This window comes from Scandinavium goeteborgense, from assembly GCF_003935895.2.
In the GTDB taxonomy this organism is placed as follows: Bacteria; Pseudomonadota; Gammaproteobacteria; order Enterobacterales; family Enterobacteriaceae; genus Scandinavium; species Scandinavium goeteborgense.
This window is the reverse complement of sequence record NZ_CP054058.1, coordinates 246,878-270,736: the sequence shown is the minus strand read 5'-3', so window position 1 is coordinate 270,736 and position 23,859 is coordinate 246,878. Positions and strand designations below refer to the sequence as shown.

Genomic DNA, 23,859 nt, shown 5'->3' with positions numbered 1-23,859 from the left:
CATGGCCTTACCCGGCCTACACGAGGCAGTGCGTAGGCCCGGTAAGCGCAGCGCCACCGGGCATTTCACTCATTACGATTTCGTTGATTTCTCAAAGCGACGCAGCAGTTGGTTGCCACGCTCGACGGCGGAATCCAGCGCCTGCTGCGGGGTTTTCTTGCCGGTCCATACCGATTCCAGTTCTTCATCCACAATGGTGCGAATCTGCGGCATGTTGCCCAGACGCAGGCCTTTGGTGAACGGCAACGGCGGCTTGTTCATCATCTGGCGCGTGGCGATATCCGCCCCCGGGTTCTTGTCGTAGAACCCCTGCTGACGGGTCAAGTCATACGCCGCTTTGGTGATCGGCAGATAGCCGGTTTTCTGGTGCCATTCAGCAGCGATTTCCGGTTTGGTCAGGAAGTCGAGGAACTCCGCCACGCCTTTGTAGGTTTCTTTGTCTTTGCCCTGCATTACCCATAGGCTGGCCCCGCCGATAATGGCGTTCTGCGGCGCGCCTTTGGCGTCAGCGTCGTACGGCATCATGCCCACGCCGTAGTTGAATTTGGCGTATTGACGGATGTCCGCCAGCGAGCCGGAAGAGGCGGTGGTGATAGCGCAATCCCCGTTGTAGAACTTCTCGGTGGATTCATCTTTGCGCCCGAAATAGCTGAAATCGCCTTTCTTGTTCAGTTCTTCCAGCATCGCGATGTGCTTCACCTGCTCCGGCTTGTTGAAATCCAGGACCGCATCGGTGCCGTCAAAGCCGTTGTTTTTGCTGGCAAACGGCAGGCCGTTCCAGGCGCTGAAGTTTTCCAGCTGGATCCAACCCTGCCAGCCGCTGGCATAGCCGCACTTCATGCCTGCCGCTTTCAGTTTGGCGGTGTAATCGGCCAGGTCCTGCCAGGTTTTCGGCGGCTGGTCCGGGTTTAATCCGGCCTTTTTGAACGCGTCTTTGTTGTAGTACAACACCGGGGTTGAGCTGTTAAACGGCTGGCTCAGCAGGTGGCCGGTTTTGGAATCGGTGTAGTAGCCCGATACCGTCGGCACGAACTGGGACTCGTCGAAGGCAATGCCCGCATCGCTAAACACTTCGTACACCGGTTTGATGGCTTTCGATGCCATCATGGTCGCGGTGCCGACTTCATACACCTGCAAGATGGCTGGGGCGTTACCGGTGCGGAAGGCCGCAATTCCGGCCGCCAGGCTCTGTTCGTAGTTGCCTTTATAGACCGGCACAATTTTGTAATCTGGATGGGTGTCGTTAAAACGCTGGGCGAGGGAATCCACTTCTTTGCCCAGTTCCCCTTCCATGGAATGCCAGAACGGAACGGTGGTGACAGCCATGGCCTGGGAGGCAAAGGCCAGTCCCAGCGTCAGCGCTAAAGCGGTGTGTCGTAACGATGTCATTCGGTTATCTCTCTTGTTGTGCCGGATGCGCGAAATCACGCGTTTTTGTTCGCACCACAACATGACATGCGCGTATGACAGAAATAGAGACGAAAGATGACGAAGCGGTGACAGCCAGGCTTCAGAGAGATGATGGAATGGTGACGATGGAGAAGAAGATCGGTGCGGCCTGATGCCCTCTCCCACGGGGAGAGGGAGAAAAGCAGATCCCCTCTCCCTGAGGGAGAGGGTTAGGGAGAGGGGGAAAACACGAATAACAGTAGCTTTTACCTAGCCACCTAAATACGCACTACGCACCGCTTCGTTAGCCAGCAGCGCATCACCGGTATCTTCCAGCACCACGTGGCCGTTTTCCAGCACGTAGCCGCGGTCAGCGAGTTTCAGCGCCTGGTTGGCGTTCTGTTCCACGAGGAAGATGGTCATTCCCTCTTTGCGCAGTTGCTCAATGGTGTCGAAAATCTGCTGAATGATAATCGGCGCCAGACCCAGAGACGGCTCGTCGAGCAGCAGCAGGCGCGGCTGGCTCATCAGCGCGCGGCCAATCGCCAGCATCTGCTGTTCCCCGCCGGACATGGTGCCCGCCCGCTGAATGCGACGTTCCCACAAACGCGGGAACAGTTCGTACACCCATTTGATACGCGTCTGATACTCGCTACGTTCGGCGAAAAAGCCGCCCATCGCCAGGTTCTCATCCACGGTCATGCGGGAAAATACGCGACGCCCTTCCGGCACAATCGCCACCGCTTCACGCATAATTTTCGCGGTCTGCCAGTCGGTAATATCTTTGCCATCAAAGGTCACACGCCCGCTGGAGGCGCGTGGGTCACCGCACAGCGTGCCGAGCAGCGTGGTTTTACCCGCGCCGTTCGCGCCAATCAGGGTCACGATTTCACCCTGATTGATGTGCAGGCTGACGTCGTGCAGGGCCTGAATTTTGCCGTAATGGGCACTGACTTTGTCAAAGGACAACATGACTTTTTCCATCTTATGCCTCACCCAAATAGGCGCGAATAACGTCAGGATTATTGCGGATCTCTTCCGGCGTGCCGTTGGCTAACGGCGTTCCCTGATTCACGACGTAAATACGATCGGAAATACCCATCACCAGCTTCATGTCGTGTTCAATTAGCAGAATGGAGGTGTTGTGATGACTGCGCAGTTCGGCAATCAGCTCATCCAGCTCTTTGGTTTCTTTCGGGTTCAGCCCCGCCGCCGGTTCATCGAGCATCAGGATTTCCGGCTGCGTCACCATGCAGCGCGCGATTTCCAGACGACGCTGATCACCGTAGGCGAGGTTGCTCGCCTGACGGTTCGCGTGCGCCAGCAGGCCGATACGATCGAGCCAGGTCGCGGCGCGATCCAGTGCTTCGCTCTGCGCTTTACGGAACGACGGCGTTTTCAGCAGCCCGGAAAACACGCCGGTTTTCAGCTGCTGATGTTGCGCCACCAGCAGGTTTTCAATCACCGTCATTTCACGGAACAGGCGCACGTGCTGGAAAGTACGCACCACGCCCATCTGGGCAATTTTCTGGCCCGGCAGGCCTTCAAGATGCTTGTCACCCAGCATGATGCTGCCGCCCGTCGGCTTATAGAAGCCGGTCAGGCAGTTGAAAACCGTGGTTTTCCCGGCACCGTTCGGGCCAATCAGCGAGACAATTTCCTGCGGGTGCAGTTCAAGATTGACGTTATTGACCGCCAGCAGGCCGCCAAAACGCATCATCAGGCCGTTAACGGATAATAATGGCTGACTCATGCCTGCTCTCCTTTGGTCTGTCCGCTTTTCAGTTTCAGCTGTGGACGGGTCATCGGCAGCAAGCCTTGTGGACGCCAGATCATCATCAGAACCATCAAACCACCCAGCATTAACATGCTGTATTCGTTGAAATCACGCATCAGTTCACGCGAAACCACCAGCAGCACCGCGGCGAGGATCACCGCAAACTGCGAGCCCATTCCGCCCAGCACCACAATCGCCAGCACGAACGCCGACTCGGCGAAGGTGAACGATTCCGGGCTGACGAAGCCCTGACGGGCGGCGAACAGCGTGCCGGCAAAACCGGCAAACGCGGCGCTGATGGTGAAGGCGGTCAGCTTGATACGCGTCGGGTTCAGGCCCAGCGAACGGCAGGCTATTTCATCTTCACGCAACGCTTCCCACGCGCGGCCCAGCGGCATCCGCAGCAAGCGGTTGATCACGAACAGCGTAAAGACCACCAGCAGCAGCGCCACCAGATAGAGGAAAATCACGCGGTCGTTCGGGTCGTACTTCAGGTGGAAGAAGTTGCTGAAGGTATCCCAGCCGCCTTCGCGCGCGGTACGGCTGAACTCGAGACCAAACAGCGTCGGTTTCGGGATCTGGCTGATACCGTTCGGGCCGCCGGTGATTTCGGTGTTATTGAGCAGCAAAATACGCACGATTTCGCCGAAGCCAAGGGTCACAATCGCCAGATAGTCACCGCGCAGACGCAGTACCGGGAAGCCGAGCAGGAAACCGGCGGCAGCGGAAACCAGGCCCGCCAGCGGCAGACAGGTCCAGAAGCCGAGACCGTAATAGTGATTCAGCAGCGCAAAGGTGTACGCACCGATGGCGTAAAAACCGCCGTAGCCCAGCACCAGCAGGCCAGACAGGCCCACAACCACGTTCAGACCGAGGCCAAGAATAATGTAGATCATGGTCAGGGTGGCGATATCAATGGTGCCGCGAGACACCATGAACGGCCACGCCACGGCGATAACCAGCAGCGCAATCAGGAACAGCTTCTGCTTAACGGTCGAACCGTCAATCGCCGGCAGCACCAGCTTCGGACCGGACACATTTTTCAGTCCCTTCTGCACCATCGGGCGCAGGAGCTGGAAGAAAAACACCACCGCGGTGCCGATATAAATCCACTGCCAACGAATGTCGGCGGCGGAATTGACCACCAGCTTGGTGCCGCTCAAGGAAAGCTGAACGCCCATGAAGACGCCCGCCAGCACGAAGAACATGGCGGCTGAAAGCAGCGCCATCGCAAAATGCATCGGTTTCATACTTTCTCTACCTCCGGACGACCCAGGATCCCGGTCGGCATCACCAGCAGCACCACAATCAGCAGCGCGAACGACACCACGTCTTTGTACTCGGTACTCAGGTAAGCGGAGGACAGCGCTTCGGCCACACCCAGAATCAGGCCGCCGATCATCGCGCCAGGAATACTGCCGATCCCGCCGAGAACCGCAGCAGTAAAGGCTTTCATCCCGGCCATAAAGCCGATGTACGGGTTAATGACGCCATAGAACTGACCGAGCAGCACGCCCGCCACCGCCGCCATCGCCGCGCCGATAACAAACGTCAGGGCGATTACGCGATCGGTGTTGATGCCGAGCAGGCTCGCCATCTTCAGGTCTTCCGCGCAGGCACGACAGGCGCGGCCCATGCGGGAATAGCGGATGAACACTGTCAGGGCCAGCATCGCCACAAAGGTGACAATCCAGATAACGAGCTGCATGGTGGTGATACTGGCGGCGAAGTTTTCGCTGCTGCCGATAATCCACTGGCCGTTAAACAGGCTTGGCAGTGCGATGTCGCGCGAGCCTTCCGTCAGGCTGACGTAGTTTTGCAGGAAGATGGACATCCCGATGGCGGAGATCAGTGCAATCAGGCGTTTAGAGCTGCGAACCGGGCGATAGGCCACACGTTCGATGCTCCAGCCGTAGGCGCTGGCGATGATAATCGCCCCGACGAATCCGGCACCCACCAGCAGCCAGCCGGTGTCGATACCCATCATCATCAGTGCGGCGATGATCATGAACGACACATAGCTGCCAATCATATACACCTCGCCGTGGGCGAAGTTGATCATCCCGATAATGCCGTACACCATGGTGTAACCGATGGCGATCAGTGCATAGGTGCTTCCCAGCGTCACGCCGTTAAACATCTGTTGCAGGAAATAGAGAAACTGCTCTGACATAAGATAACCTTTTTATCACCGCCCGGCAGGTATTCGGGCGGCAGGGAAATTCGTCTTCTTCTTATTATTTGGCAATGGACGAAGAGCCGTCCGCATGCCACTGGAAGACACCAAACTCAAATCCCTTCAAATCGCCTTTCTCATCCCAGTTCAGCGGCCCAATCACGGTTTTTGCGCCGTGAGCTTTTAAATCTTTAATCAATTCCAGCGGATCTTCGCTGCCGGTGCGGTCCATGGCGGTCGCCAGAGACTGGACGGCGGCATAGGTGATCCACACGTACGGACCGCTCGGATCTTTCTTCTCAGTTTTCAGCGCATCAACGATGCCTTTGTTCGCCGGATCCTGATCATAGCGTTTCGGCATCGTCACCAGCATGCCTTCGCCTGCCGCACCCGCGATGTTCGACAGGGAAGCATTACCCACGCCTTCCGGGCCCATGAACTGCGTTTTCAGGCCAACGGAACGCGCCTGGCGCAAGATCTGTCCCATTTCCGGGTAGTAGCCGCCGTAGTAAACGAAGTCGATATTTTCTTTTTGCAGGCGAGCCACCAGCGCGGAGAAGTCTTTTTCGCCCGCGGTGATGCCGTCGAAGAACACCACGTTGGCGCCGCCTTTCTTCAGGCTGTCCTGCACGGAGCGCGCCAGGCCTTCGCCGTACTGCTGTTTGTCATGAATGATGGCGATGCGCTTAGGCTTCACGTTATCCAGAATGTATTTCGCGGCGGTCGGTCCCTGCGAGGAATCGAGGCCCGCGGTGCGCATGATGTACTGGTAGCCGCGCTGCGTCAGCTCCGGGTTGGTGGCACCTGGGGTAATCATCAGGATGCCTTCGTCTTCGTAGATGTCAGACGCTGGCTGAGTAGAAGAAGAACAGAGGTGACCGATAACGTATTTGATGCCGTCGTTGACCACTTTGTTGGCCACGGCCACGGCCTGTTTCGGATCGCAGGCGTCGTCATATTCCACGGCGACCAGTTTGTCGCCTTTGATGCCGCCGTTGGCATTGATGTCTTTGATCGCCTGACGCGCGCCGTTGAACTCCATGTCGCCCCACTGAGCAACCGGGCCAGACATCGCACCAATCACGGCGACCTTAATGTCTTTTGCCATTGCTGACTGCGACATGGCCAGGGCAATCATTCCCGCAATCAATGTTTTCGCATTCCGTTTCATCTTCAATCCCCATTCGTGATGTTGTTTGTTTATATTTTGTATTTATTTGGTTAAAAAGCATTCTGTACTTTTAATGCACAACGCTACTTTTACCAGTCTCTTTAATGGTTTAGCGATGTTATTTGCCAAAAACCAGACTAAAATCTCTATTTTTCAGTCGATTAAGCAAAGATAATATTCTGTATTCAGACAGAGTTAAACAAAAAAAAGAGCCGTTTTCAGCATAAAATAAGGGTACAAAGAGCGGAATAAATCACTCCCTATTAGGTTAAAATTCTGCTTATTTTTCGATCCATAACGCATTGAGCTGCTTTGAATGGCAACAAGAAAACGAATCCGCTGGCATTCAGCAAAAAAATAGAAATCGGCGAATCGAGAATTTAGATAAACTCGGAGTAATATTTTTTACAGGTGGCTTCACATGAAACTGACGGTAATCAGGCTAACCACGCTCAGCGAGCAGGACCACATCGATCTCGGCAAGATCTGGCCGGAATACAGTGCGTCGTCTTTGCAGATAGACGATCGGCATCGGATCTATGCGGCGCGGTTTAATGAGCGGCTGCTCGGCGCGGTGCGCGTGACACTGCAAGACACACAGGGTGCGCTGGATTCCCTGCGGATACGCGAAGTCACCCGTCGCCGTGGCGTGGGGAAATATCTGCTGGAAGAAGTGCTGCGCGAAAATCCTGGCATCGACAGTTGGTGGATGGCGGACGTGGGCGTGGAAGACAGAGGCGTAATGGCAGCGTTTATGCAGGCGTTGGGCTTTACGGCGCAGGAAGGTGGGTGGGTGAAGGATTAAAAATGCCGGGTGGCGGCTATGCCTTACCCGGCCTACGGTCTGGATTTTGTAGGCCCGGCAAACATCGTGCCGCCGGGCACCAGATGGCAGCGTTTATGCAGGCGTCGGGGTTTACGGCGCAGGAAGGTGGTTGGGTGAAGGGTTAAAAAATGCCGGGTGGCGGCTTCGCCTTACCCGGCCTACGGTCTGGATTTTGTAGGCCCGGCAAGCATCGCGCCGCCGGGCACCGGTTACGTGCGGTCTGATGCCCTCACCCCAGCCCTCTCCCACAGGGAGAGGGAGCAAACACTAAAACGGCAACCCGAGGTTGCCGTTTGCGGTTTATTTCGCATCTGCAGCGCGAAAGGCGCAGGGAAAATTACTTCGCGTCGGTGGCGGTGCCGTTCGCATGCCACTTGAACACGCCGAACTCAAAGCCTTTCAGGTCGCCTTTCTTATCCCAGGTCAGCGGGCCCATGACGGTGTCGACGCTGTTGGCTTTCAGCCATTCAGCAATCTTCGCCGGGTCGTCGCTCTGGTTCAGGCCAGCACTCAGTGACTGGATTGCAGCGTAAGTCGTCCACACGAACGCCCCGCTCGGATCCTGTTTCTTCGCCTTGATGGCGTCTACAACCGGTTTGTTCGCCGGAACCTGATCATAGTTCTTCGGCTTGGTGACCAGCAGGCCTTCCGCAGAATCCCCGGCAATGTTAGACAGTGACACGTTCGCCACGCCTTCCGGGCCCATGAACTGGGTTTTCAGACCGGCAGCACGCGCCTGACGCAGGATCTGACCCATTTCTGGGTGGTAGCCACCGTAGTAAACGAAGTCGATATTCTCTTTCTTCAGACGCGCCACCAGGGTAGAGAAGTCTTTCTCACCGGCGGTGATCCCGTCAAAGAACACCACGTTGGCGCCGCCTTTTTTCAGCGGATCCTGCACCGCACGCGCCAGACCTTCACCGTACTGCTGCTTGTCATGCACAATCGCGATGCGCTTCGGCTTCACGGTGTTGAGGATATATTTCGCCGCGGTTGGGCCCTGGTCAGAGTCCAGACCGGTGGTACGCAGAATCAGATTGTAACCACGTGCAGTCAGCTCAGGGGCCGTCGCTGCCGGGGTGATCATCAGAATGCCTTCGTCTTCGTAGATGTCAGACGCTGGCTGAGTGGAAGAAGAGCACAGGTGACCGATAACGTATTTGATGCCATCGTTCACGACTTTGTTCGCCACGGCTACGGCCTGTTTCGGGTCGCAGGCATCGTCATATTTTACGATTTCGAGTTTGTTGCCTTTGATGCCGCCCTTGGCATTAATGTCAGCGACAGCCTGTTCAGCCCCCGTGAACTCCTGATCGCCATACTGCGCTACCGGACCGGACATGGCTCCCACGACCGCAATTTTAATATCATCGGCCATCGCCATGTGACTCATCGCCAGCGCGATACATCCTGCCAGTAACGCTTTACCCTTCATTTTCATCCTGAGATTCCCCATTGTGATGGTGATTGTAGTTGTTGTGATGTTGTTATGTAGCGCTTTATATCGATTTTCGGTCTGCCGCCCGCGCTTTTGCAGCATACTCTGCTAAAACATACCCGATTTTTTAACTTTTGGAACGAGAATTTTGAGGGTTATGTAACAGAAACGTGACAAAAAAAAGCCGCTCCGGAGAGCGGCGAGCCATTAGTGGCTGAGGGAGTGTCGAATAATCTCCAGCGCCTTGCGGAACTGGGCTTCAGGGATGGTGAGAGGGTAAAGAAAACGAATCACGTTGCCGTAAACGCCACAGCTCAGCAGCAGCAGGCCTTCTTTCATGGCCTTTTCCTGCACATGTTTGGTGAATTCAGGCGACGGCGCGCCGGTCTGCGGATCGTTAAATTCAACGGCAACCATTGAGCCTTGCGCACGCACATCCACGATATGAGGACAGTTGACTCTGGCGTTGTTCAGCACTTCAACCAGATGGTGCCCCAGCTCGGCCGCGCGGGCGCAGAGCTTCTCTTCGTCGATGATATCGAGCACCGCGTGCGCCGCGGCAACCGCCAGCGGGTTACCGGCGTAAGTGCCGCCGAGACCGCCCGGGGCGGGTGCATCCATTACCTCGGCACGGCCCGCTACCGCAGAGAGCGGCATCCCGCCGGCCAGGCTTTTCGCCATGGTCATCAGGTCAGGCTTCACGTCGTAATGTTCCATCGCAAACAGTTTGCCGGTACGGGCAAAACCGGTCTGCACTTCATCGGCAATCAGCAGAATGCCGTGGGTGTCGCACAATTTACGCAAGCCCTGCATGAAATCGGCCGGAGCGATGTTGAAACCGCCCTCGCCCTGCACCGGCTCGAGAATAATCGCCGCCACCTGATCCGGGGCGATATCCGCTTTGAAGATGCGATCGAGGCTTTTCAGCGCGTCTGCGGTGCTGACGCCATGGGCTTCGCTCGGATACTGACCGTGATAAACGGAGCCCGGGAACGGACCGAAGCCGATTTTGTACGGGGCCACTTTGCCGGTCAGCGCCATGGTCATGAAGGTACGGCCGTGGAAACCGCCGCCGAAAGTGATCAGGCCTGGGCGTTTGGTGTAAGCGCGGGCGATTTTCACCGCATTTTCAACCGCTTCCGCACCGGTCGAGAAGAATGCGGTTTTCGCCGGGCCGTTCACCGGCACGCGCTCGTTAATGCGTTCGGCCAGTGAAACATAGCTTTCGTAAGGGACAATCTGGTACGCGGTGTGGGTAAACGCCTGCAACTGTTTTTCAATCGCCGCGACGATTTTCGGATGGCGATGGCCGGTGTTTAGCACCGCAATTCCCGCCGCGAAATCAATCACTTCGTTGCCTTCCACATCCCACAGTGTAGCGTTTTCGGCTTTCTCGGCGTAGAAGCCGCACATGACGCCAATGCCGCGCGGTGTTGCCTGCAAACGACGCTGATTCAGTTCATTATTCTTCATCGACCTTACCCCATCTCAAATTCATTAGTGTTAACAACTTTGAAACAATGCAATAGTTTTACTGCTTGAGCGGTCCTATAATCGAGTACCAGTTTTGAATAATTGAGGGATCCAATTGCGTTCTTTAGTGTGCGATCTCCTACAACTGCGTCTGGACGAGCAATCCGACGATAAATTGCATAAGAAGCTGTATAACGCCGTGCGGCTGTCGATCCTCGACGGCAGCCTGCCGCCGCAAAGCCGTCTGCCGCCGTCGCGCGATCTCGCCAGTCAGCTGCGCATGTCGCGCAATACGGTGCTGACCGTGTACGAACAGCTGCTGGCGGAGGGCTATATCGTGTCCCGCTCCGGCAGCGGCACGTTTGTGGCGAAAACCGTGCCGGACGCGCTGCTGTTCGCCGCGGGCAGCGATGAACAGCACGCCAGTTCGCCACAAAGCGTCAGCTTTTCAGAACGTGGTCAGGCGCTGTTGGCACACAGCCGCGCCAGCCCTCGCCAGTGGGGCGCATTTTTGCCCGGCGTCCCCGACGTGAACGAATTTCCGCACGCGCTGCTGCGCAAAATCCATACCCGCGTCAGCCGCAAACCGCAGGCGATGCAGCTTTCCTACAGCCCTTCCGGCGGTAGTCAGGCGCTGCAACAGGCATTGATGGAATATTTGCGCGTGGCGCGCTCGGTGCGCTGCACGCCGGACCAGATCCTGATCACCGAAGGCATTCACCAGGCGATTGATTTGGTGTCACGGATGCTGTGCAACCCCGGCGACAGCGCGTGGATTGAGGAGCCCGCCTATTGGGGCATTCGCAACGTGTTGCAGATGAACGGCGTGAATTTGCGCGCGATCGATGTCGATCTCAGCGGCATGAACCCGCCGGAACCCGGTGAGTCGCCGCCCCGACTGATCTTCGTCACGCCATCGCACCAGTATCCGCTTGGCTGCGTGATGAGTCTGGAGCGCCGTCAGCGGCTGCTGGCGGTGGCGCGACAGACCGGGAGCTGGATTGTCGAAGACGATTACGATAGCGAGTTCCGCTTTTCAGGCCAGCCTATTCCGGCGCTACAGGGGCTGGTCGAAGATGCGCCGGTGATTTACATCGGCACCTTCAGCAAAACCATGTGGCCGGGGTTGCGTCTCGGCTATGTCGTGTTACCTCGCCCGCTGGCGCAGTCGCTGCGCACCGCGCATGCCGAGCTTTACCGCAGCGGGCGTTTGCTCGACCAGGAAGCGCTGGCGCTGTTTATCCGCGAAGGGCATTACACCGCGCATATTCGTCGGATGCGACTGCTGTACGCCCGGCGTCGTCAGCGGCTGGCGGGTCTTATCACCGATTATCTCGGCAAAGAGGCGTTAAGCGAATTTAACGACAACGCCGGACTGCACCTGGTGCTGAAACTCGATGCCGATTGTGACGACGTGGCGCTGGCCAACGCGGCAAATGAAAAGGGCGTGCTGGTGCGACCGCTTTCGCGCTATTACCTGAACAAAGCGACGCAGCGCGGATTGTTAATGGGTTTTGCGGCGATGCGCGAAGAAGAGATGGAAGGGGCGTTTAAGGTTTTGATGGGGTGTATAGCAGTAGGATAATTGTTGCCCGGCGGCGTTTCACTTGCCAGGCCTACAGTTTGTAGGCCCGGTAAGCACTAGCGCCACCGGGCATTGGCTTTCAGCTTACGCTTCAATCGCCATACGCAGTTTTTTCATCGCGTTCTTTTCAAGCTGACGCACACGCTCGGCGGACACGCCATAGCGGTCGGCCAGCTCTTGCAGCGTGGACTTGTTGTCTTCGTCCAGCCAGCGAGCGCGGATGATGTCCTGGCTACGTTCGTCCAGACCTTCCATCGCGTGAGTCAGTTTGTTCGCGGCCTGCTCTTCCCAGTTATCGTCTTCGATGCCGTCGGCAAAGTTTGACGTTTTATCCTGTAAGTAGAGCACCGGTGCAACGGAATGGCTTTCGGAATCGTCATCAGCTGACATATCAAAGGCCATGTCCTGCGCGGACATTCGCGATTCCATTTCACGCACGTCTTTGCTGGAAACACCCAGCTCGCGCGCAACCATTTCCACTTCATCCTGATTGAACCAGCCCAGACGCTGCTTGGTTTTACGCAGGTTAAAGAACAGCTTACGCTGTGCTTTGGTGGTCGCGACTTTGACGATACGCCAGTTACGCAGCACGTATTCGTGAATTTCGGCTTTGATCCAGTGCACGGCAAAAGACACCAGGCGCACACCCACTTCTGGGTTGAATCGGCGCACGGCTTTCATCAGGCCGATGTTACCTTCCTGAATCAAATCTGCCTGCGGCAGGCCGTAGCCCGAATAGTTACGAGCAACGTGAACAACAAAGCGCAGGTGAGACAGGATCAGCGTCTTCGCTGCTTCCAGATCGCCCTGGTAATGCAGCTTTTCCGCCAGTGCCCGTTCTTCATCAGCCGTCAACATCGGCCATGCGTTTGCCGCCCGGACATATGATTCCAGGTTGCCAACAGGGGCTAAAGCTAAAGTTTGCATATCTTTGGTCATTCAAGTCCTCTCAATTTACGTCCTGGCCGTGGTTCGTCCCCATCAGGCAACTTTCGGGCCAGTTGTTACGAGCAGCGAGATTAACATTCACATTTTAATCAGACAGTGATGTTATCCACAAGTTCCTTGCAACGCTGTGAATAGATTACGCACAAAATGTCACATCATGATGATAATGTTTGCGGGCAGGGAAAGCAGATGGGTTTTGACTCTCTCCCTGCGAATTTGCACAGGAACTTTGCAGCAGGGAGAGAGTATATCAGACTTTTATTATTCCGGCGTAAAGTGGCGTAAATGTTGTACCGTCGCCAGCCAGGCGGCAATCCAGCCAATCATTGAACAAACAATCAGCATCAGCAAACATTCATCCAGGCCTAAACCACTGAGTTCAAACTGGGTGCCAAACACTTTCGCCACTTCCGTGACTGCCGATGACAAACGCAGCACCAGAATTTCGGACAGGATGAGCGACAAGAACGCACCGGAGAAGCCCAACAGCGCCCCGCCATACAGGAAAGGACGCAGGATAAAGCCGTCGGTTGCGCCGATAAGCTTCTGGACGTTGATGGTGTCGCGACGCGCAAAGATGCTCAGACGCACGCTGTTACCAATGACGAGGAACACCGCCGCAATCATTAGCACGCCAATCATCGCCGCCACGCGTCCAACCAGGCCGGTGATGGAAGAAAGTCGTGCGAACCAGCTGTCATCCATGCGCACTTCATCCACGCCCTGAATACGTGACACACGGTCACGCAGGGTGTTCAGCGAATCAGTGCCCTGGAAATCGAGCTTTGGAATGACAATCGCCACCGCGGGAAGCGGGTTCTCTTCCAGCATATCCAGCGCGCCGCCAAAGCCAGACCAGTTACGGAACTCGCCCAACGCTTCATCACGGGACAGGTAATTCACCTTATCCACGCCCTGTTCGGCCTGCAGCTGCCCGACGACTCGCGCTGCCGCGTCATCGTCCAGTGTTTTTTCGAGATACACCGTGATTTGCGGCGACGGATAATACTGCGACGCCGCGGTGTTCACGTTCTTGTAAACCATGTAACACACACTCGGCAGCGTCAGGGAGATGGCGATCACCATCACCGTCAGGAAGGTGGCCAGCGGTTTGCTTTTCAGGTCCTGCAAGGCGCCGTTAAAGGCGTAACGCACCTGCTCGTTAAACACGTTGGTTTTGCGGGAGTTCGGCTTCGGGGAAGACTTCGCGCGTTTCGGCACGTTGCCGCCGTTGTTGTTACCGCCTCTCGCAGAGTTACGCAGCCGGTCAAAACGGTTGCCGAACTGCCGGATGTGATTCATCGCATCGCGTTTATTCACCGTAGCCTCCGTGCAAATGCCCGTCGCTGAGCGTCAGCTGTCGGTATGAACGGCTGGAAATCAGACCCATGTCGTGGGTCGCCATCAATACCGTTACCCCAACGCGGTTAAACTCTTCAAACAGGCGCAGAATGCCTTCCGACAGCGCCTCATCGAGGTTACCGGTCGGTTCATCCGCCAGCAGTACCGCCGGTTTGTTCACCACCGCCCGGGCAATGCCCACGCGTTGTTGTTCACCGCCAGAAAGTTGAATCGGTAAGTTTTTCGCTTTGTCGAGCAGCCCGACCTTATCCAGCGCCGCCGAGACGCGACGACGAATGTCATCGAAGCTGGCCCCCGCGATGATCAGCGGGATGGCGACGTTATCAAACACGGTGCGGTCCATCAGCAGATGGTGATCCTGGAAGATCATCCCAATCTGGCGACGCAGGAACGGCACTTCGCGGTGTTTCAGGCGGCTGATGTCGTGGCCGCTAAACCAGATCTTCCCGGTGCTGGGACGCTCGATACCGCAAATGAGCTTCAGCAGGGTACTTTTCCCCGCGCCGGAGTGGCCGGTCAGAAAGGCCATCTCACCCGGCTGCAGCTGGAAGTTAATCCCCTGCAGCGCTTGTCTCCCACCGAGATAGGCTTTGCTGACTTGTTCAAAGCGAATCATTGTTAATCCTCTCGGGCAAAAAGTGCCTCAATAAAATCGTCCGATTTAAACGGACGCAAATCTTCGATACGTTCGCCAACGCCAATGTAGCGAATCGGAATGCCGAACTGATCGGCCACCGAGAAGATAACGCCACCCTTGGCGGTCCCGTCCAGTTTAGTCAATGTGATGCCCGTCAGCCCAACTGCTTCGTGGAACAGCTTCGCCTGGCTGATGGCGTTCTGACCCGTACTCGCATCGATGGTCAGCATGATTTCATGCGGCGCATCTTCGTCGAGCTTTTTCATTACGCGGACAATCTTCTTCAATTCTTCCATCAGGTGCGATTTGTTCTGCAAACGCCCTGCGGTGTCGGCAATCAGCACATCCACGTTACGGGCTTTCGCGGCCTGAATGGCATCGAAAATCACCGATGCGGAATCGGCCCCGGTATGCTGAGCAATCACCGGAATATCATTGCGCTGGCCCCAGACCTGGAGCTGCTCAACCGCCGCAGCACGGAAGGTATCACCCGCCGCCAGCATGACCGATTTACCCTGCTGCTCAAACTGACGCGCCAGCTTGCCAATGGTGGTGGTTTTACCCACGCCGTTGACGCCGACCATCAGGATAACAAACGGCGTTTTGCCTTCAATATTAAGCGGCTCTTCCACTTTTGCGAGGATTTCGCTCATTTCATCTTTCAGCAGACCGTACAGCGCTTCGGCATCACGCAGCTGCTTGCGGCTCGCGCCTTCGGTCAGATTGGCGATGATTTTGCGGGTGGTTTCCACGCCGACGTCGGCAATCAGCAGCTGTTCTTCCAGCTCTTCAAACAGATCATCATCGATTTTCTTGCCGCGGAACAGACTGATAAATCCGGAACCGAGGTTTTCTTTGGTTTTCAGCAGGCTGCGTTTGAGACGCGCGAAGAAGCCCTCTTTGGTCGGCCGCTCCTGTTCCTGCTGTGTTTGTGGGTCGCTGGCTTCTTCTGCCGTTTCTTCCGGCGCGTCGATGGCATTTTCTGCCGCATCGGCGGCGGCCAGCGCCTGCGCTTCAAGCTCGTCGTCGCTCAGTTCAACGTCGGCGAAATCTTCTTCTTCGACAACGTCTTCCGCCCCAGTTTCTTCAACAACGGTTTCAACCGGAGTCGCTTCTTCGGCTTGCACCTGATGCGCAACAACGGCTTCTTCTTCGATAACGACCGCCGGCTCTTCTTCGGCAATCTCTTCCGGCAGCGGCAGCGCTTCGTGTTCGATAACGGCTTCAGCCTCGGCGTCAACGCGTGGTTCTTCCACCGGCGCGACGACCACAACTTCCGGCTCAACCGGCTGCACGATGGCGCTTTGAGCGACCTCTTCGGTCACCTCAACCACGTCTTCGGCGAAGGCATCGGTCTCTGCTTCGCTGTGCGCGGTCACTTCCACTTCGGGTTCAGCGAGGCGTTCAACGTCCTGTTCCGCAACAGGTTCAACCGTTACGGCGTCAGCAGCTTCCTGAGTGTCCTGCTCAATGACAGGCTCTGCGGGCGCTGGCTGCGCTTCGCTTTGCTGCTGTTCGGCTTCCTGTTGCTGCTCTTCTTCTTTCTGTCCAAAACCCAGCCAGGAGAAAAAGCCTCTTTTTTTGTCTTTTGCCATTTGCGAGCACGCTCTTCGCTGTTGATTCCCTGTACTGCGTTACCGCTATCCCTTCATACTTCAGGTTTAATGAAACCAGAATTATTGAGGTCTATGTACATGGAAGCTAAAAAAATGATGAAATAGTCTATCACTTAACTTAACGCGCATCACCGCCTGGAACAGTAATCCGGCATTGAGCTGAGCATAGATATGAAAAAACCAAACCACTCCGGCAGCGGCCAGATCCGCATTATAGGCGGGCAATGGCGGGGCCGTAAGCTCCCTGTTCCGGACAGCCCAGGCCTGCGCCCGACCACCGACCGCGTCCGTGAGACGCTGTTTAACTGGCTTGCGCCGCATATGGTTGATGCCCGCTGCCTCGATTGTTTCGCCGGTAGCGGCGCGTTGGGGCTGGAAGCGCTGTCGCGTTATGCCGCCAGTGCGACCCTGCTGGAAATGGATCGCCACGTGGCACAACAGTTACAAAAAAACCTCGCGACGCTTAACGCCAGCCACGCGAAAGTAGTTAATACCAACAGCCTGACGTTCCTTGCACAGCCTGGCACGCCGCACGATGTGGTCTTTATCGACCCGCCGTTCCGTAAAGGGTTGCTCGACGAGACGCTGAATCTGCTGGAAACGAACGGCTGGCTGGCGGACGACGCACTGATTTATGTTGAAAGCGAAGTAGAAAACGGCCTGCCGTTAGTTCCCTCGCACTGGGATTTATACCGCGAAAAGGTGGCCGGTCAGGTCGCTTATCGCCTTTATCAACGTGAAGCACAAGGAAATAATAATGCTGCTTAATATTGGCCGCCTGCTCATGCTTTGCGTCTGGGCCTTTTTGGTCCTCAACGTTCTGCACCCGTTCAAATTCCCGGTGAATATCTTCGTCAACGTGGCGCTGATTTTCATGATCCTGATGCACGGCCTGCAAATGACCCTGCTGAAAGCCACGCTGCCGAAGGACGGCCCGCAAATGACCCGCGGCGAGTCGGTTCGCGTATTCCTGTTTGGGGTATTTGAACTGATTGCCTGGCAGAAGAAGATGAAATTGACGCCGACAAAGAAAAAGTAATGTTTTTGCCCGGCGGCACTCGCGCTTGCCGGGCACTTAATCATGGCACCGTGAACGCCACAAACTGTGAACCTTTGTAGCTCAGCGTGCCTCTGTCACCCACGTTCAACGCGTGATACGCCTTCTCATCCAGACGATACGTCATTTCCAGCCCGCCGGTGTCCGGCTTAAAGCTCGCTTCATAACGCATATCGCTGCCCGCCGGGGCGACGGTTTGCTGTCGTGAACGTCGGTCGTTCAATACCTTTTCACGTTTGTTGGTCACCACCACCTGCTTTTGTTGCAGCGGTGCGGCCTCGTTTTCCATCTTTTCACGACGCTGTGACACGAAACGGAACGACGCGGCAACGACAATTATCGCCACCACAATCACAAAAAAGAGCGGCATTTTGCTCATTGGAGGATTCTCTCACTGTCTTCTAAGAATTGACGCAAAGCAGGATACCTTGCCTGCACCGGCATTGCCATCTGCCACCCCGCGCCACTACACTGAAGTGGAGAGATCTTATACATCAATAACAGATACAAGGACTTATTATGTTGTGGTCATTTATTGCGGTCTGTTTATCCGGTTGGCTTTATGTCGACGCTTCCTACCGTGGCCCGGTCTGGCAGCGCTGGGTGTTTAAACCCGTCACGCTGATTCTGCTGCTGCTTCTCGCCTGGCAGGCCCCGATGTTTAACGCAATCAGTTATTTAGTGCTGGCGGGCCTGTGTGCGTCGCTGATTGGCGATGCACTGACGCTGCTGTCGCGCGAACGCATGCTGTACGCGGTGGGTGCGTTCTTCCTTTCTCATCTGCTGTATACGATTTGGTTCGCCAGCCAGATGACGCTGTCGTTCTTCTGGCCGCTGCCGTTGGTGCTGCTGGTGATTGGCGCGCTGCTGATCGCCGTTATCTGGTCGCGCCTTGAAGAGCTGCGTCTGCCGGTGTGTACGTTTATTGCGATGACGCTGGTGATGGTGTGGCTGGCGGGTGAGCTGTGGTTCTTCAGACCGGTGGATACCGCGCTTTCCGCCTTCCTGGGCGCAACGCTGCTGCTGATCGGCAATATCGTGTGGCTGGGCAGTCACTACCGTCGCCGCTTCCGCGCCGATACCGCCATTTCCTCGGCGTGCTACTTCGCCGGACACTTTTTGATCGTCCGCGCGCTGTACTTGTAAAAAGAGGCTTGACTCTGGAGTCGACTCCAAAGTGTATGCTCTGTGTTATTGAGAAAATTATCAGTAACAGGAGAGTGCCATGTCGACTCCAGACGCCAAAGCCAAACCCGCGCCTCAGTTCGCGAAAACGACCTTCACGCCTGCTCCGGTAACGGCACCGCATCACGATCACGGCGCGTGCTGCGGCGGCTCACAGCCTGAGTCTGCTCCGGTCCTCTCTCCCGCTTCTGGTACCCGCTACAGCTGGCTGGTCAACGGCATGGACTGCGCCGCCTGTGCACGCAAAGTCGAAAATGCCGTGCGCCAGGTGAGCGGGGTCAACCAGGTTCAGGTGCTGTTCACCACCGAAAAACTGCTGGTCGATGCCGAAAGCGATATTCGCGCCCAGGTTGAAACCGCCGTCGCCAGCGCGGGTTATGTCTTGCGTAGCGAAGATGCGCCGCAAGCGCCTGCGCCTTCTCGTCTGAAAGAAAATCTCCCGCTGATGGTACTTATCCTCCTGATGGCTATCAGCTGGGGGCTGACGCAGATAAACCATCCCCTCGGCAATTTCGCCTTTATCGCCACTACCCTGGTTGGGCTGTTCCCGATTGCGCGCCAGGCGCTGCGTCTGATCAAAACCGGCAGCTGGTTTGCCATCGAAACGCTGATGAGCGTGGCGGCGATCGGGGCGTTGTTTATCGGCGCGACGGCAGAGGCGGCGATGGTATTGCTGCTGTTTATCATCGGGGAACGTCTTGAAGGCTGGGCCGCCAGCCGCGCCCGCAAAGGCGTCAGCGCCTTGATGGCGTTAAAACCCGACACCGCCGTGCGGGTGCGTGACGGCCAGCGTGAAACCGTGGCCCAGCGGGATTTACGCCCGAACGATGTGATTGAAGTCGCCGCTGGGGGCCGTCTGCCCGCCGACTGTAAACTGATTTCCGCGTTTGCCAGCTTTGACGAAAGCGCACTCACTGGCGAATCGGTACCCGTCGAACGCCTCACCGGCGAAAGCGTGCCTGCCGGAGCCACCAGTGTTGACCGCCTGGTGCAACTGAGCGTGACGTCCGAACCGGGCGACAGCGCCATCGACCGCATTCTGCGCCTGATTGAAGAGGCCGAAGAACGCCGGGCACCGATTGAACGCTTTATTGATCGCTTTAGCCGGATTTACACCCCGGCGATTATGCTGGTCGCGCTGCTGGTTGCGGTTTTACCGCCGCTGCTGGCAGGCGCTGAGTGGCAGCCGTGGATTTACAAAGGTCTGACGCTATTGCTGATTGGCTGTCCGTGCGCGCTGGTGATTTCCACCCCGGCGGCAATTACCTCGGGTCTGGCTGCGGCGGCGCGTCGGGGCGCATTGATTAAGGGCGGCGCGGCACTGGAACAGCTCGGTCGTATTCATCATATCGCCTTCGACAAAACCGGGACGCTGACCGTCGGCAAACCGCGCGTGACGAACATCGTAGCGCTGAATGGCACCACCGAAGATGCGCTTCTGGCGCTGGCGGCAGCTGTGGAGCAAGGTTCCAGTCACCCGCTGGCGACGGCGATTATCAACGAAGCGAATGCGCGCCACCTCACGCTGCCCGAGGCTCAGAACCAGCGGGCGCTGGCCGGGTCAGGCATCGAAGCCGACGTGAATGGCGAGAAGGTGCTGATTTGCGCCGGGGATAAATTCCCGGCCGAAGATCAGGCGGCGCAAATCAGGGCGCTGGAAGAGGCCGGACAAACGGTGGTCGTGGTGGTTAAAAATCAGCGGCTGCAAGGCATTCTGGCGTTGCGCGATACGCTGCGGGACGACGCTCGCGAAGCGGTCAGCGCGTTGAATGCGCTGGGCGTTCAGGGCGTCATCCTGACCGGTGATAACCCACGGGCAGCGGCGGTGATTGCTAATGAACTGGGGCTGGATTTCCGCGCCGGGCTGCTGCCTGCGGATAAGGTGAGTGCCGTGACCACGCTCAATCAGCAGGCTCCACTGGCGATGGTGGGCGACGGCATCAACGATGCACCAGCGATGAAAGCGTCAACGATTGGCATTGCGATGGGAAGCGGGACGGACGTAGCGCTGGAAACTGCCGACGCAGCGCTGACCGGCAATCGTCTGACGGGCCTGGCGCAGATGATCAGCATTGCCCGCGCGACCCGCGCCAACATCCGCCAGAACATTACGATTGCGCTGGGACTGAAAGCGGTCTTCCTGGTCACTACGCTGCTCGGCATCACCGGCCTGTGGCTGGCAGTTCTGGCCGATACGGGGGCTACGGTGCTGGTAACGGCGAATGCGTTGCGGTTGTTGAATCGGAAGGTGTAATCCCCTCTCCCTTTGGGAAAGGGAGAAAACAACCCCTCACCCTAACCCTCGCCCCTTTGGGGAGAGGGCCAGGGTGAGGGGAAACGTTACATCCCTAATACATGCGGCAGCCACAGTGAAATCGCCGGAATGTATGTCACCATCGCCAGCACCACCAGCAGCATGCCGTAGAACGGTAGCATCGCGCGAACCACGGTTTCTATCTTCTGCTTACTCACCGCACTGGCCACAAACAGCACCGATCCCACCGGCGGGGTAATCAAACCGATCCCCAGGTTTACCATCATGATCATCCCGAAATGCACCGGATCGATCCCCAGTGAATTCGTCACCGGTAACAGCACCGGCGTCAGGATCAAGATGATCGGCGCCATGTCCATCAGCGTACCAATCAACAGCAACATGACGTTGAGATACATCAGAATCACGTACTTGTTGCTGGAAAGCGTGGTGAAGAACTCGGTGATGCGCGTCGGCAGCTGCATGTAGGTCATCACCGCACCAAACGCCGCAGCAAAACCAATCAGGATCATCACGATACTGACCGTTTTGACCGTGCGGTACATCAGCTTCGGCAGCTCGTTCCATTTGTAGTCACGGTAGATAAACATGGTGACAAAGAACGCCCACAGGCAGGCCACCGCCGCGGATTCCGTCGCGGTGAAAATGCCGGAAAGGATCCCGCCGAGAATGATGACCACCGTCATCAACCCCCACAGCGCATCAAAGAAGATCTTCACCGCCTGACGAAACGGAATGACTTCGCCTTTCGGATAGCCGCGCTTTTTCGCGAAGGCGAGGCACATCACCATCAGGCTGACGCCCAGCAGCAAGCCCGGCAACACCCCGGCGATAAACAGCGAGGCAATAGACACCGTCCCGCCTGCCGCCAGAGAATAAATCACCGAGTTGTGGCTCGGCGGGATCAGGATCGCCTGTACCGAACCGCTGGCGGTGACCGCCGCTGCGTACTCGCGTGGATACCCTTTCTTCTCCATTTCCGGGATCATCACGCTGCCGATAGATGCCGTATCCGCCACCGACGAACCAGAAATCGCACCGAAAAAGGTGGACGCCACAATGTTCACCAGCGACAAACCGCCGCGAATGAAGCCCACGAACAGATAGGCGAAATTGACCAGTCGGCGAGCAATCCCGCCTTCCGCCATGATTGCCCCGGCGAGAATGAAGAACGGAATCGCCAGCAGGGTAAATTTATTCACCCCGCTGGTTATCTGAATCATCAACGCTTCCAGTGGTAATTCAATCCAGATTGCCCCCGCCACGGCGCTAAGCCCCACGGCAAAGGCCACCGGCATCCCAATAGCCAACAAAATGGCGAGGGTGAAAAGCAGAATAAACGCATCCATCTGACGCCCCTTAACCGTGGTTACCGATGAGGACCACCGGACGGTGCTCCTGAGAACCGAACAGCAGACGCTCAATAACGAACAGAATCAGCACCGCCGAGCCAATCGGCAGCGGCAGATACGTTTCACCAGAGGTCAGCAGCGGAAACTCCGCCACCGGCTGATCCCATAAATCGAGGCACAACCCGTAGCTGTACCAGAACATCATCCCGGTAATCAGCAGCATCATGAGATCAACCAGCCGTGCCGAAGCGCGTTGCAGCGCGGCGGGCAGACGGTCGGTCAGCATGTTGACGGCGATGTGCGACCCGGCGCGGTAGCCTACCGCCGCGCCGATAAAGGTGAACGTCACCATGCACAGAATGGCCACCGGCTCCGGCCAGGATTCCCCCTGGTTCAGCACGTAGCGGGAAAAAATGCCGATGGGAATAACGATGGTCATCACCAGCAGCGACACGCCGGCGACCCACATCGCCAGCATGTACAGCTTATCCATCAGTTTTGAAAAGGATTCAGACATAGGTCCTCCGTCCGACGTGAAAATCACTGGACGTCAGCAATGGCTTTCATCAAATCCTGATGCTTTTCGCCATAGGCTTTACGCACCGGCTCCGTCGCCTGGACGAAGTACGCTTTGTCGATTTCGTGGAACTGCACGCCACCCGCTTTCATTTTTTCCAGTGCCTGTTTATTATAGGCGTTCCACAGCTCACGCTGTTCCATCTGCGCTTCGCGAGCCAGAGTCATGATTTTTTTCTGCTGATCGGCGGTGAGTTTGTCCCATTTCACTTTGGAATAGAGCAGCATTTCCGGGGTGATGAAGTGACCACTGAGGGTGTAATGCTTGGCCACCGGCATATAGTTGTGGGCGATAAAGGTTGGCGGGTTGTTTTCGGCACCGTCAATCACGCCGGTCTGCATACCGCTGTAAACTTCGCTCACGCCCATCGCGACGGCGTTAGCGCCCATGTCTTTCAGGGTATCAATCGCCACCGGGCTGCCCTGAACGCGGATTTTCATCCCTTTCAAATCTTCCGGTTTGGTGACCGGCTGTTTGGTAATCAGGTTGCGGGTACCGGAATCCATCCAGCCGAGGAACACCAGTTTGGATTTCGGGTTATTGGTGAGCTTCTCACCAATCTGTTTGCCGATATCACCGTCGATGACCTTGTGCATATGATCTTCATCGCGGAAAACGTACGGCAGGGTGAACACTTCGATGTCTGGCAGAATCGCCGCCACAGGCGCCATTGATACGCGAATGATGTCGATGGCGCCCATTTGCGCCTGCTCAATCATTTGTTTTTCATCGCCCAGCACGCCGCCCGGGAAGACTTTAATCTCCAGGTCGCCGTTAGTTTGCTGTTTGAGTTTTTCGCCCATGTGCTGGACCGCCACCACATTCGGGTAGCCTTCAGGATGAACATCGGCGGCACGAATGGTTTGCGCTAAAACCGAAGGCGTAAAGCAGAGTGCTGCTGTGGAAAAGCATAATGCGGCCACAAATGGCCTTACAGTCATTTTCATCGGTCGGCTCCAGGGTATTTAATAAAACGTTGTTTTAGTTTTGCGTTTTAAAATTAGCCTGGTACGGG

At 56.5% G+C, this 23,859-nt stretch carries 22 protein-coding genes; 6 read left to right on the top strand and 16 right to left on the bottom strand.

The window, feature by feature from the left end; genetic code table 11:
- Positions 1-72 precede the first annotated feature (72 nt).
- From ugpB to livK, 6 genes are all read right to left on the bottom strand, one after another.
- Complete coding sequence (gene ugpB / locus A8O29_RS01990; RefSeq protein WP_125354943.1) at positions 73-1,389, bottom strand: sn-glycerol-3-phosphate ABC transporter substrate-binding protein UgpB; 1,317 nt, start codon at positions 1,387-1,389, stop codon at positions 73-75.
- 270 nt (positions 1,390-1,659) lie between these two features.
- On the bottom strand, positions 1,660-2,373 hold the full coding sequence (livF, locus tag A8O29_RS01985) for a high-affinity branched-chain amino acid ABC transporter ATP-binding protein LivF (RefSeq protein ID WP_110512568.1): 714 nt from the start codon (positions 2,371-2,373) through the stop codon (positions 1,660-1,662).
- 1 nt (position 2,374) lies between these two features.
- Positions 2,375-3,142 (bottom strand): high-affinity branched-chain amino acid ABC transporter ATP-binding protein LivG, encoded by a 768-nt coding sequence (gene livG, locus A8O29_RS01980; protein ID WP_110512569.1) that lies wholly within the window; start codon positions 3,140-3,142, stop codon positions 2,375-2,377.
- Positions 3,139-4,416 carry a high-affinity branched-chain amino acid ABC transporter permease LivM gene (locus tag A8O29_RS01975; protein WP_110512570.1) on the bottom strand — a complete coding sequence of 426 codons (1,278 nt, stop codon included), beginning with the start codon at positions 4,414-4,416 and terminating at the stop codon, positions 3,139-3,141. The genes livG and A8O29_RS01975 overlap by 4 nt, the downstream gene beginning before the upstream one ends.
- On the bottom strand, positions 4,413-5,339 hold the full coding sequence (gene livH / locus A8O29_RS01970; protein WP_125354955.1) for a high-affinity branched-chain amino acid ABC transporter permease LivH: 927 nt from the start codon (positions 5,337-5,339) through the stop codon (positions 4,413-4,415). Before livH ends, A8O29_RS01975 begins: the two co-directional genes overlap by 4 nt.
- Positions 5,340-5,403: 64 nt before the next feature.
- Positions 5,404-6,513, bottom strand: coding sequence for a high-affinity branched-chain amino acid ABC transporter substrate-binding protein LivK (gene livK, locus A8O29_RS01965; protein ID WP_125354956.1), 1,110 nt, complete (start codon positions 6,511-6,513; stop codon positions 5,404-5,406).
- 421 nt (positions 6,514-6,934) lie between these two features.
- On the opposite strand from livK, the gene panM reads away from it, so the two are divergent.
- The gene (gene panM, locus A8O29_RS01960; RefSeq protein WP_174081209.1) at positions 6,935-7,318 is read left to right on the top strand and encodes an aspartate 1-decarboxylase autocleavage activator PanM; all 384 of its coding nucleotides are present in this window, start codon (positions 6,935-6,937) and stop codon (positions 7,316-7,318) included.
- A 358-nt stretch (positions 7,319-7,676) separates the two neighbouring features.
- Here the strand turns inward: panM and A8O29_RS01955 are convergent, their stop codons facing one another.
- Both A8O29_RS01955 and A8O29_RS01950 read right to left on the bottom strand, forming a co-directional pair.
- Positions 7,677-8,780, bottom strand: a complete 1,104-nt coding sequence (locus A8O29_RS01955) for a branched-chain amino acid ABC transporter substrate-binding protein (RefSeq protein ID WP_110510158.1) — start codon at positions 8,778-8,780, stop codon at positions 7,677-7,679.
- A gap of 204 nt (positions 8,781-8,984) precedes the next feature.
- Positions 8,985-10,250, bottom strand: coding sequence for a 4-aminobutyrate--2-oxoglutarate transaminase (locus tag A8O29_RS01950; protein WP_125354961.1), 1,266 nt, complete (start codon positions 10,248-10,250; stop codon positions 8,985-8,987).
- 115 nt (positions 10,251-10,365) lie between these two features.
- Between A8O29_RS01950 and pdxR the strand changes: the two genes are divergently transcribed.
- A complete protein-coding gene (gene pdxR / locus A8O29_RS01945) occupies positions 10,366-11,835 on the top strand; it encodes a MocR-like pyridoxine biosynthesis transcription factor PdxR (protein WP_125354962.1) in 1,470 nt (489 codons plus the stop codon).
- 84 nt (positions 11,836-11,919) lie between these two features.
- Here pdxR and rpoH read toward each other — a convergent pair whose 3' ends face one another.
- From rpoH to ftsY, 4 genes are all read right to left on the bottom strand, one after another.
- Complete coding sequence (gene rpoH / locus A8O29_RS01940; RefSeq protein ID WP_110510161.1) at positions 11,920-12,774, bottom strand: RNA polymerase sigma factor RpoH; 855 nt, start codon at positions 12,772-12,774, stop codon at positions 11,920-11,922.
- A gap of 270 nt (positions 12,775-13,044) precedes the next feature.
- Positions 13,045-14,103, bottom strand: a complete 1,059-nt coding sequence (ftsX, locus tag A8O29_RS01935) for a permease-like cell division protein FtsX (protein WP_125354963.1) — start codon at positions 14,101-14,103, stop codon at positions 13,045-13,047.
- Positions 14,096-14,761: a cell division ATP-binding protein FtsE gene (gene ftsE / locus A8O29_RS01930; protein ID WP_110510163.1), complete on the bottom strand. Its 666-nt coding sequence runs from the start codon at positions 14,759-14,761 to the stop codon at positions 14,096-14,098. The genes ftsX and ftsE overlap by 8 nt, the downstream gene beginning before the upstream one ends.
- Positions 14,762-14,763: 2 nt before the next feature.
- Positions 14,764-16,377, bottom strand: coding sequence for a signal recognition particle-docking protein FtsY (gene ftsY, locus A8O29_RS01925; protein WP_125354964.1), 1,614 nt, complete (start codon positions 16,375-16,377; stop codon positions 14,764-14,766).
- A gap of 192 nt (positions 16,378-16,569) precedes the next feature.
- Between ftsY and rsmD the strand changes: the two genes are divergently transcribed.
- Together rsmD and A8O29_RS01915 are read left to right on the top strand one after the other, a co-directional pair.
- The gene (gene rsmD / locus A8O29_RS01920) at positions 16,570-17,166 is read left to right on the top strand and encodes a 16S rRNA (guanine(966)-N(2))-methyltransferase (protein WP_133461499.1); all 597 of its coding nucleotides are present in this window, start codon (positions 16,570-16,572) and stop codon (positions 17,164-17,166) included.
- The gene (locus A8O29_RS01915) at positions 17,156-17,437 is read left to right on the top strand and encodes a DUF1145 family protein (protein WP_110510166.1); all 282 of its coding nucleotides are present in this window, start codon (positions 17,156-17,158) and stop codon (positions 17,435-17,437) included. The genes rsmD and A8O29_RS01915 overlap by 11 nt, the downstream gene beginning before the upstream one ends.
- Positions 17,438-17,477: 40 nt before the next feature.
- Here A8O29_RS01915 and A8O29_RS01910 read toward each other — a convergent pair whose 3' ends face one another.
- Positions 17,478-17,834 carry a DUF2500 domain-containing protein gene (locus A8O29_RS01910; RefSeq protein ID WP_159464848.1) on the bottom strand — a complete coding sequence of 119 codons (357 nt, stop codon included), beginning with the start codon at positions 17,832-17,834 and terminating at the stop codon, positions 17,478-17,480.
- A gap of 140 nt (positions 17,835-17,974) precedes the next feature.
- Between A8O29_RS01910 and A8O29_RS01905 the strand changes: the two genes are divergently transcribed.
- Together A8O29_RS01905 and zntA are read left to right on the top strand one after the other, a co-directional pair.
- Positions 17,975-18,601 carry a lysoplasmalogenase gene (locus tag A8O29_RS01905; RefSeq protein WP_125354966.1) on the top strand — a complete coding sequence of 209 codons (627 nt, stop codon included), beginning with the start codon at positions 17,975-17,977 and terminating at the stop codon, positions 18,599-18,601.
- A 79-nt stretch (positions 18,602-18,680) separates the two neighbouring features.
- Positions 18,681-20,894, top strand: a complete 2,214-nt coding sequence (gene zntA / locus A8O29_RS01900) for a Zn(II)/Cd(II)/Pb(II) translocating P-type ATPase ZntA (RefSeq protein ID WP_125354967.1) — start codon at positions 18,681-18,683, stop codon at positions 20,892-20,894.
- An 86-nt stretch (positions 20,895-20,980) separates the two neighbouring features.
- On the opposite strand, the gene A8O29_RS01895 is transcribed toward zntA, so the two are convergent.
- From A8O29_RS01895 to A8O29_RS01885, 3 genes are read right to left on the bottom strand one after another with little or no spacing between them, the layout of a single operon-like run.
- Positions 20,981-22,264, bottom strand: a complete 1,284-nt coding sequence (locus A8O29_RS01895; protein WP_125354968.1) for a TRAP transporter large permease — start codon at positions 22,262-22,264, stop codon at positions 20,981-20,983.
- Between the two features lie 10 nt (positions 22,265-22,274).
- Positions 22,275-22,784 carry a TRAP transporter small permease gene (locus A8O29_RS01890; protein WP_125354969.1) on the bottom strand — a complete coding sequence of 170 codons (510 nt, stop codon included), beginning with the start codon at positions 22,782-22,784 and terminating at the stop codon, positions 22,275-22,277.
- 23 nt (positions 22,785-22,807) lie between these two features.
- Positions 22,808-23,791 (bottom strand): TRAP transporter substrate-binding protein, encoded by a 984-nt coding sequence (locus tag A8O29_RS01885; protein ID WP_125354970.1) that lies wholly within the window; start codon positions 23,789-23,791, stop codon positions 22,808-22,810.
- Between the last annotated feature and the right edge of the window lie 68 nt (positions 23,792-23,859).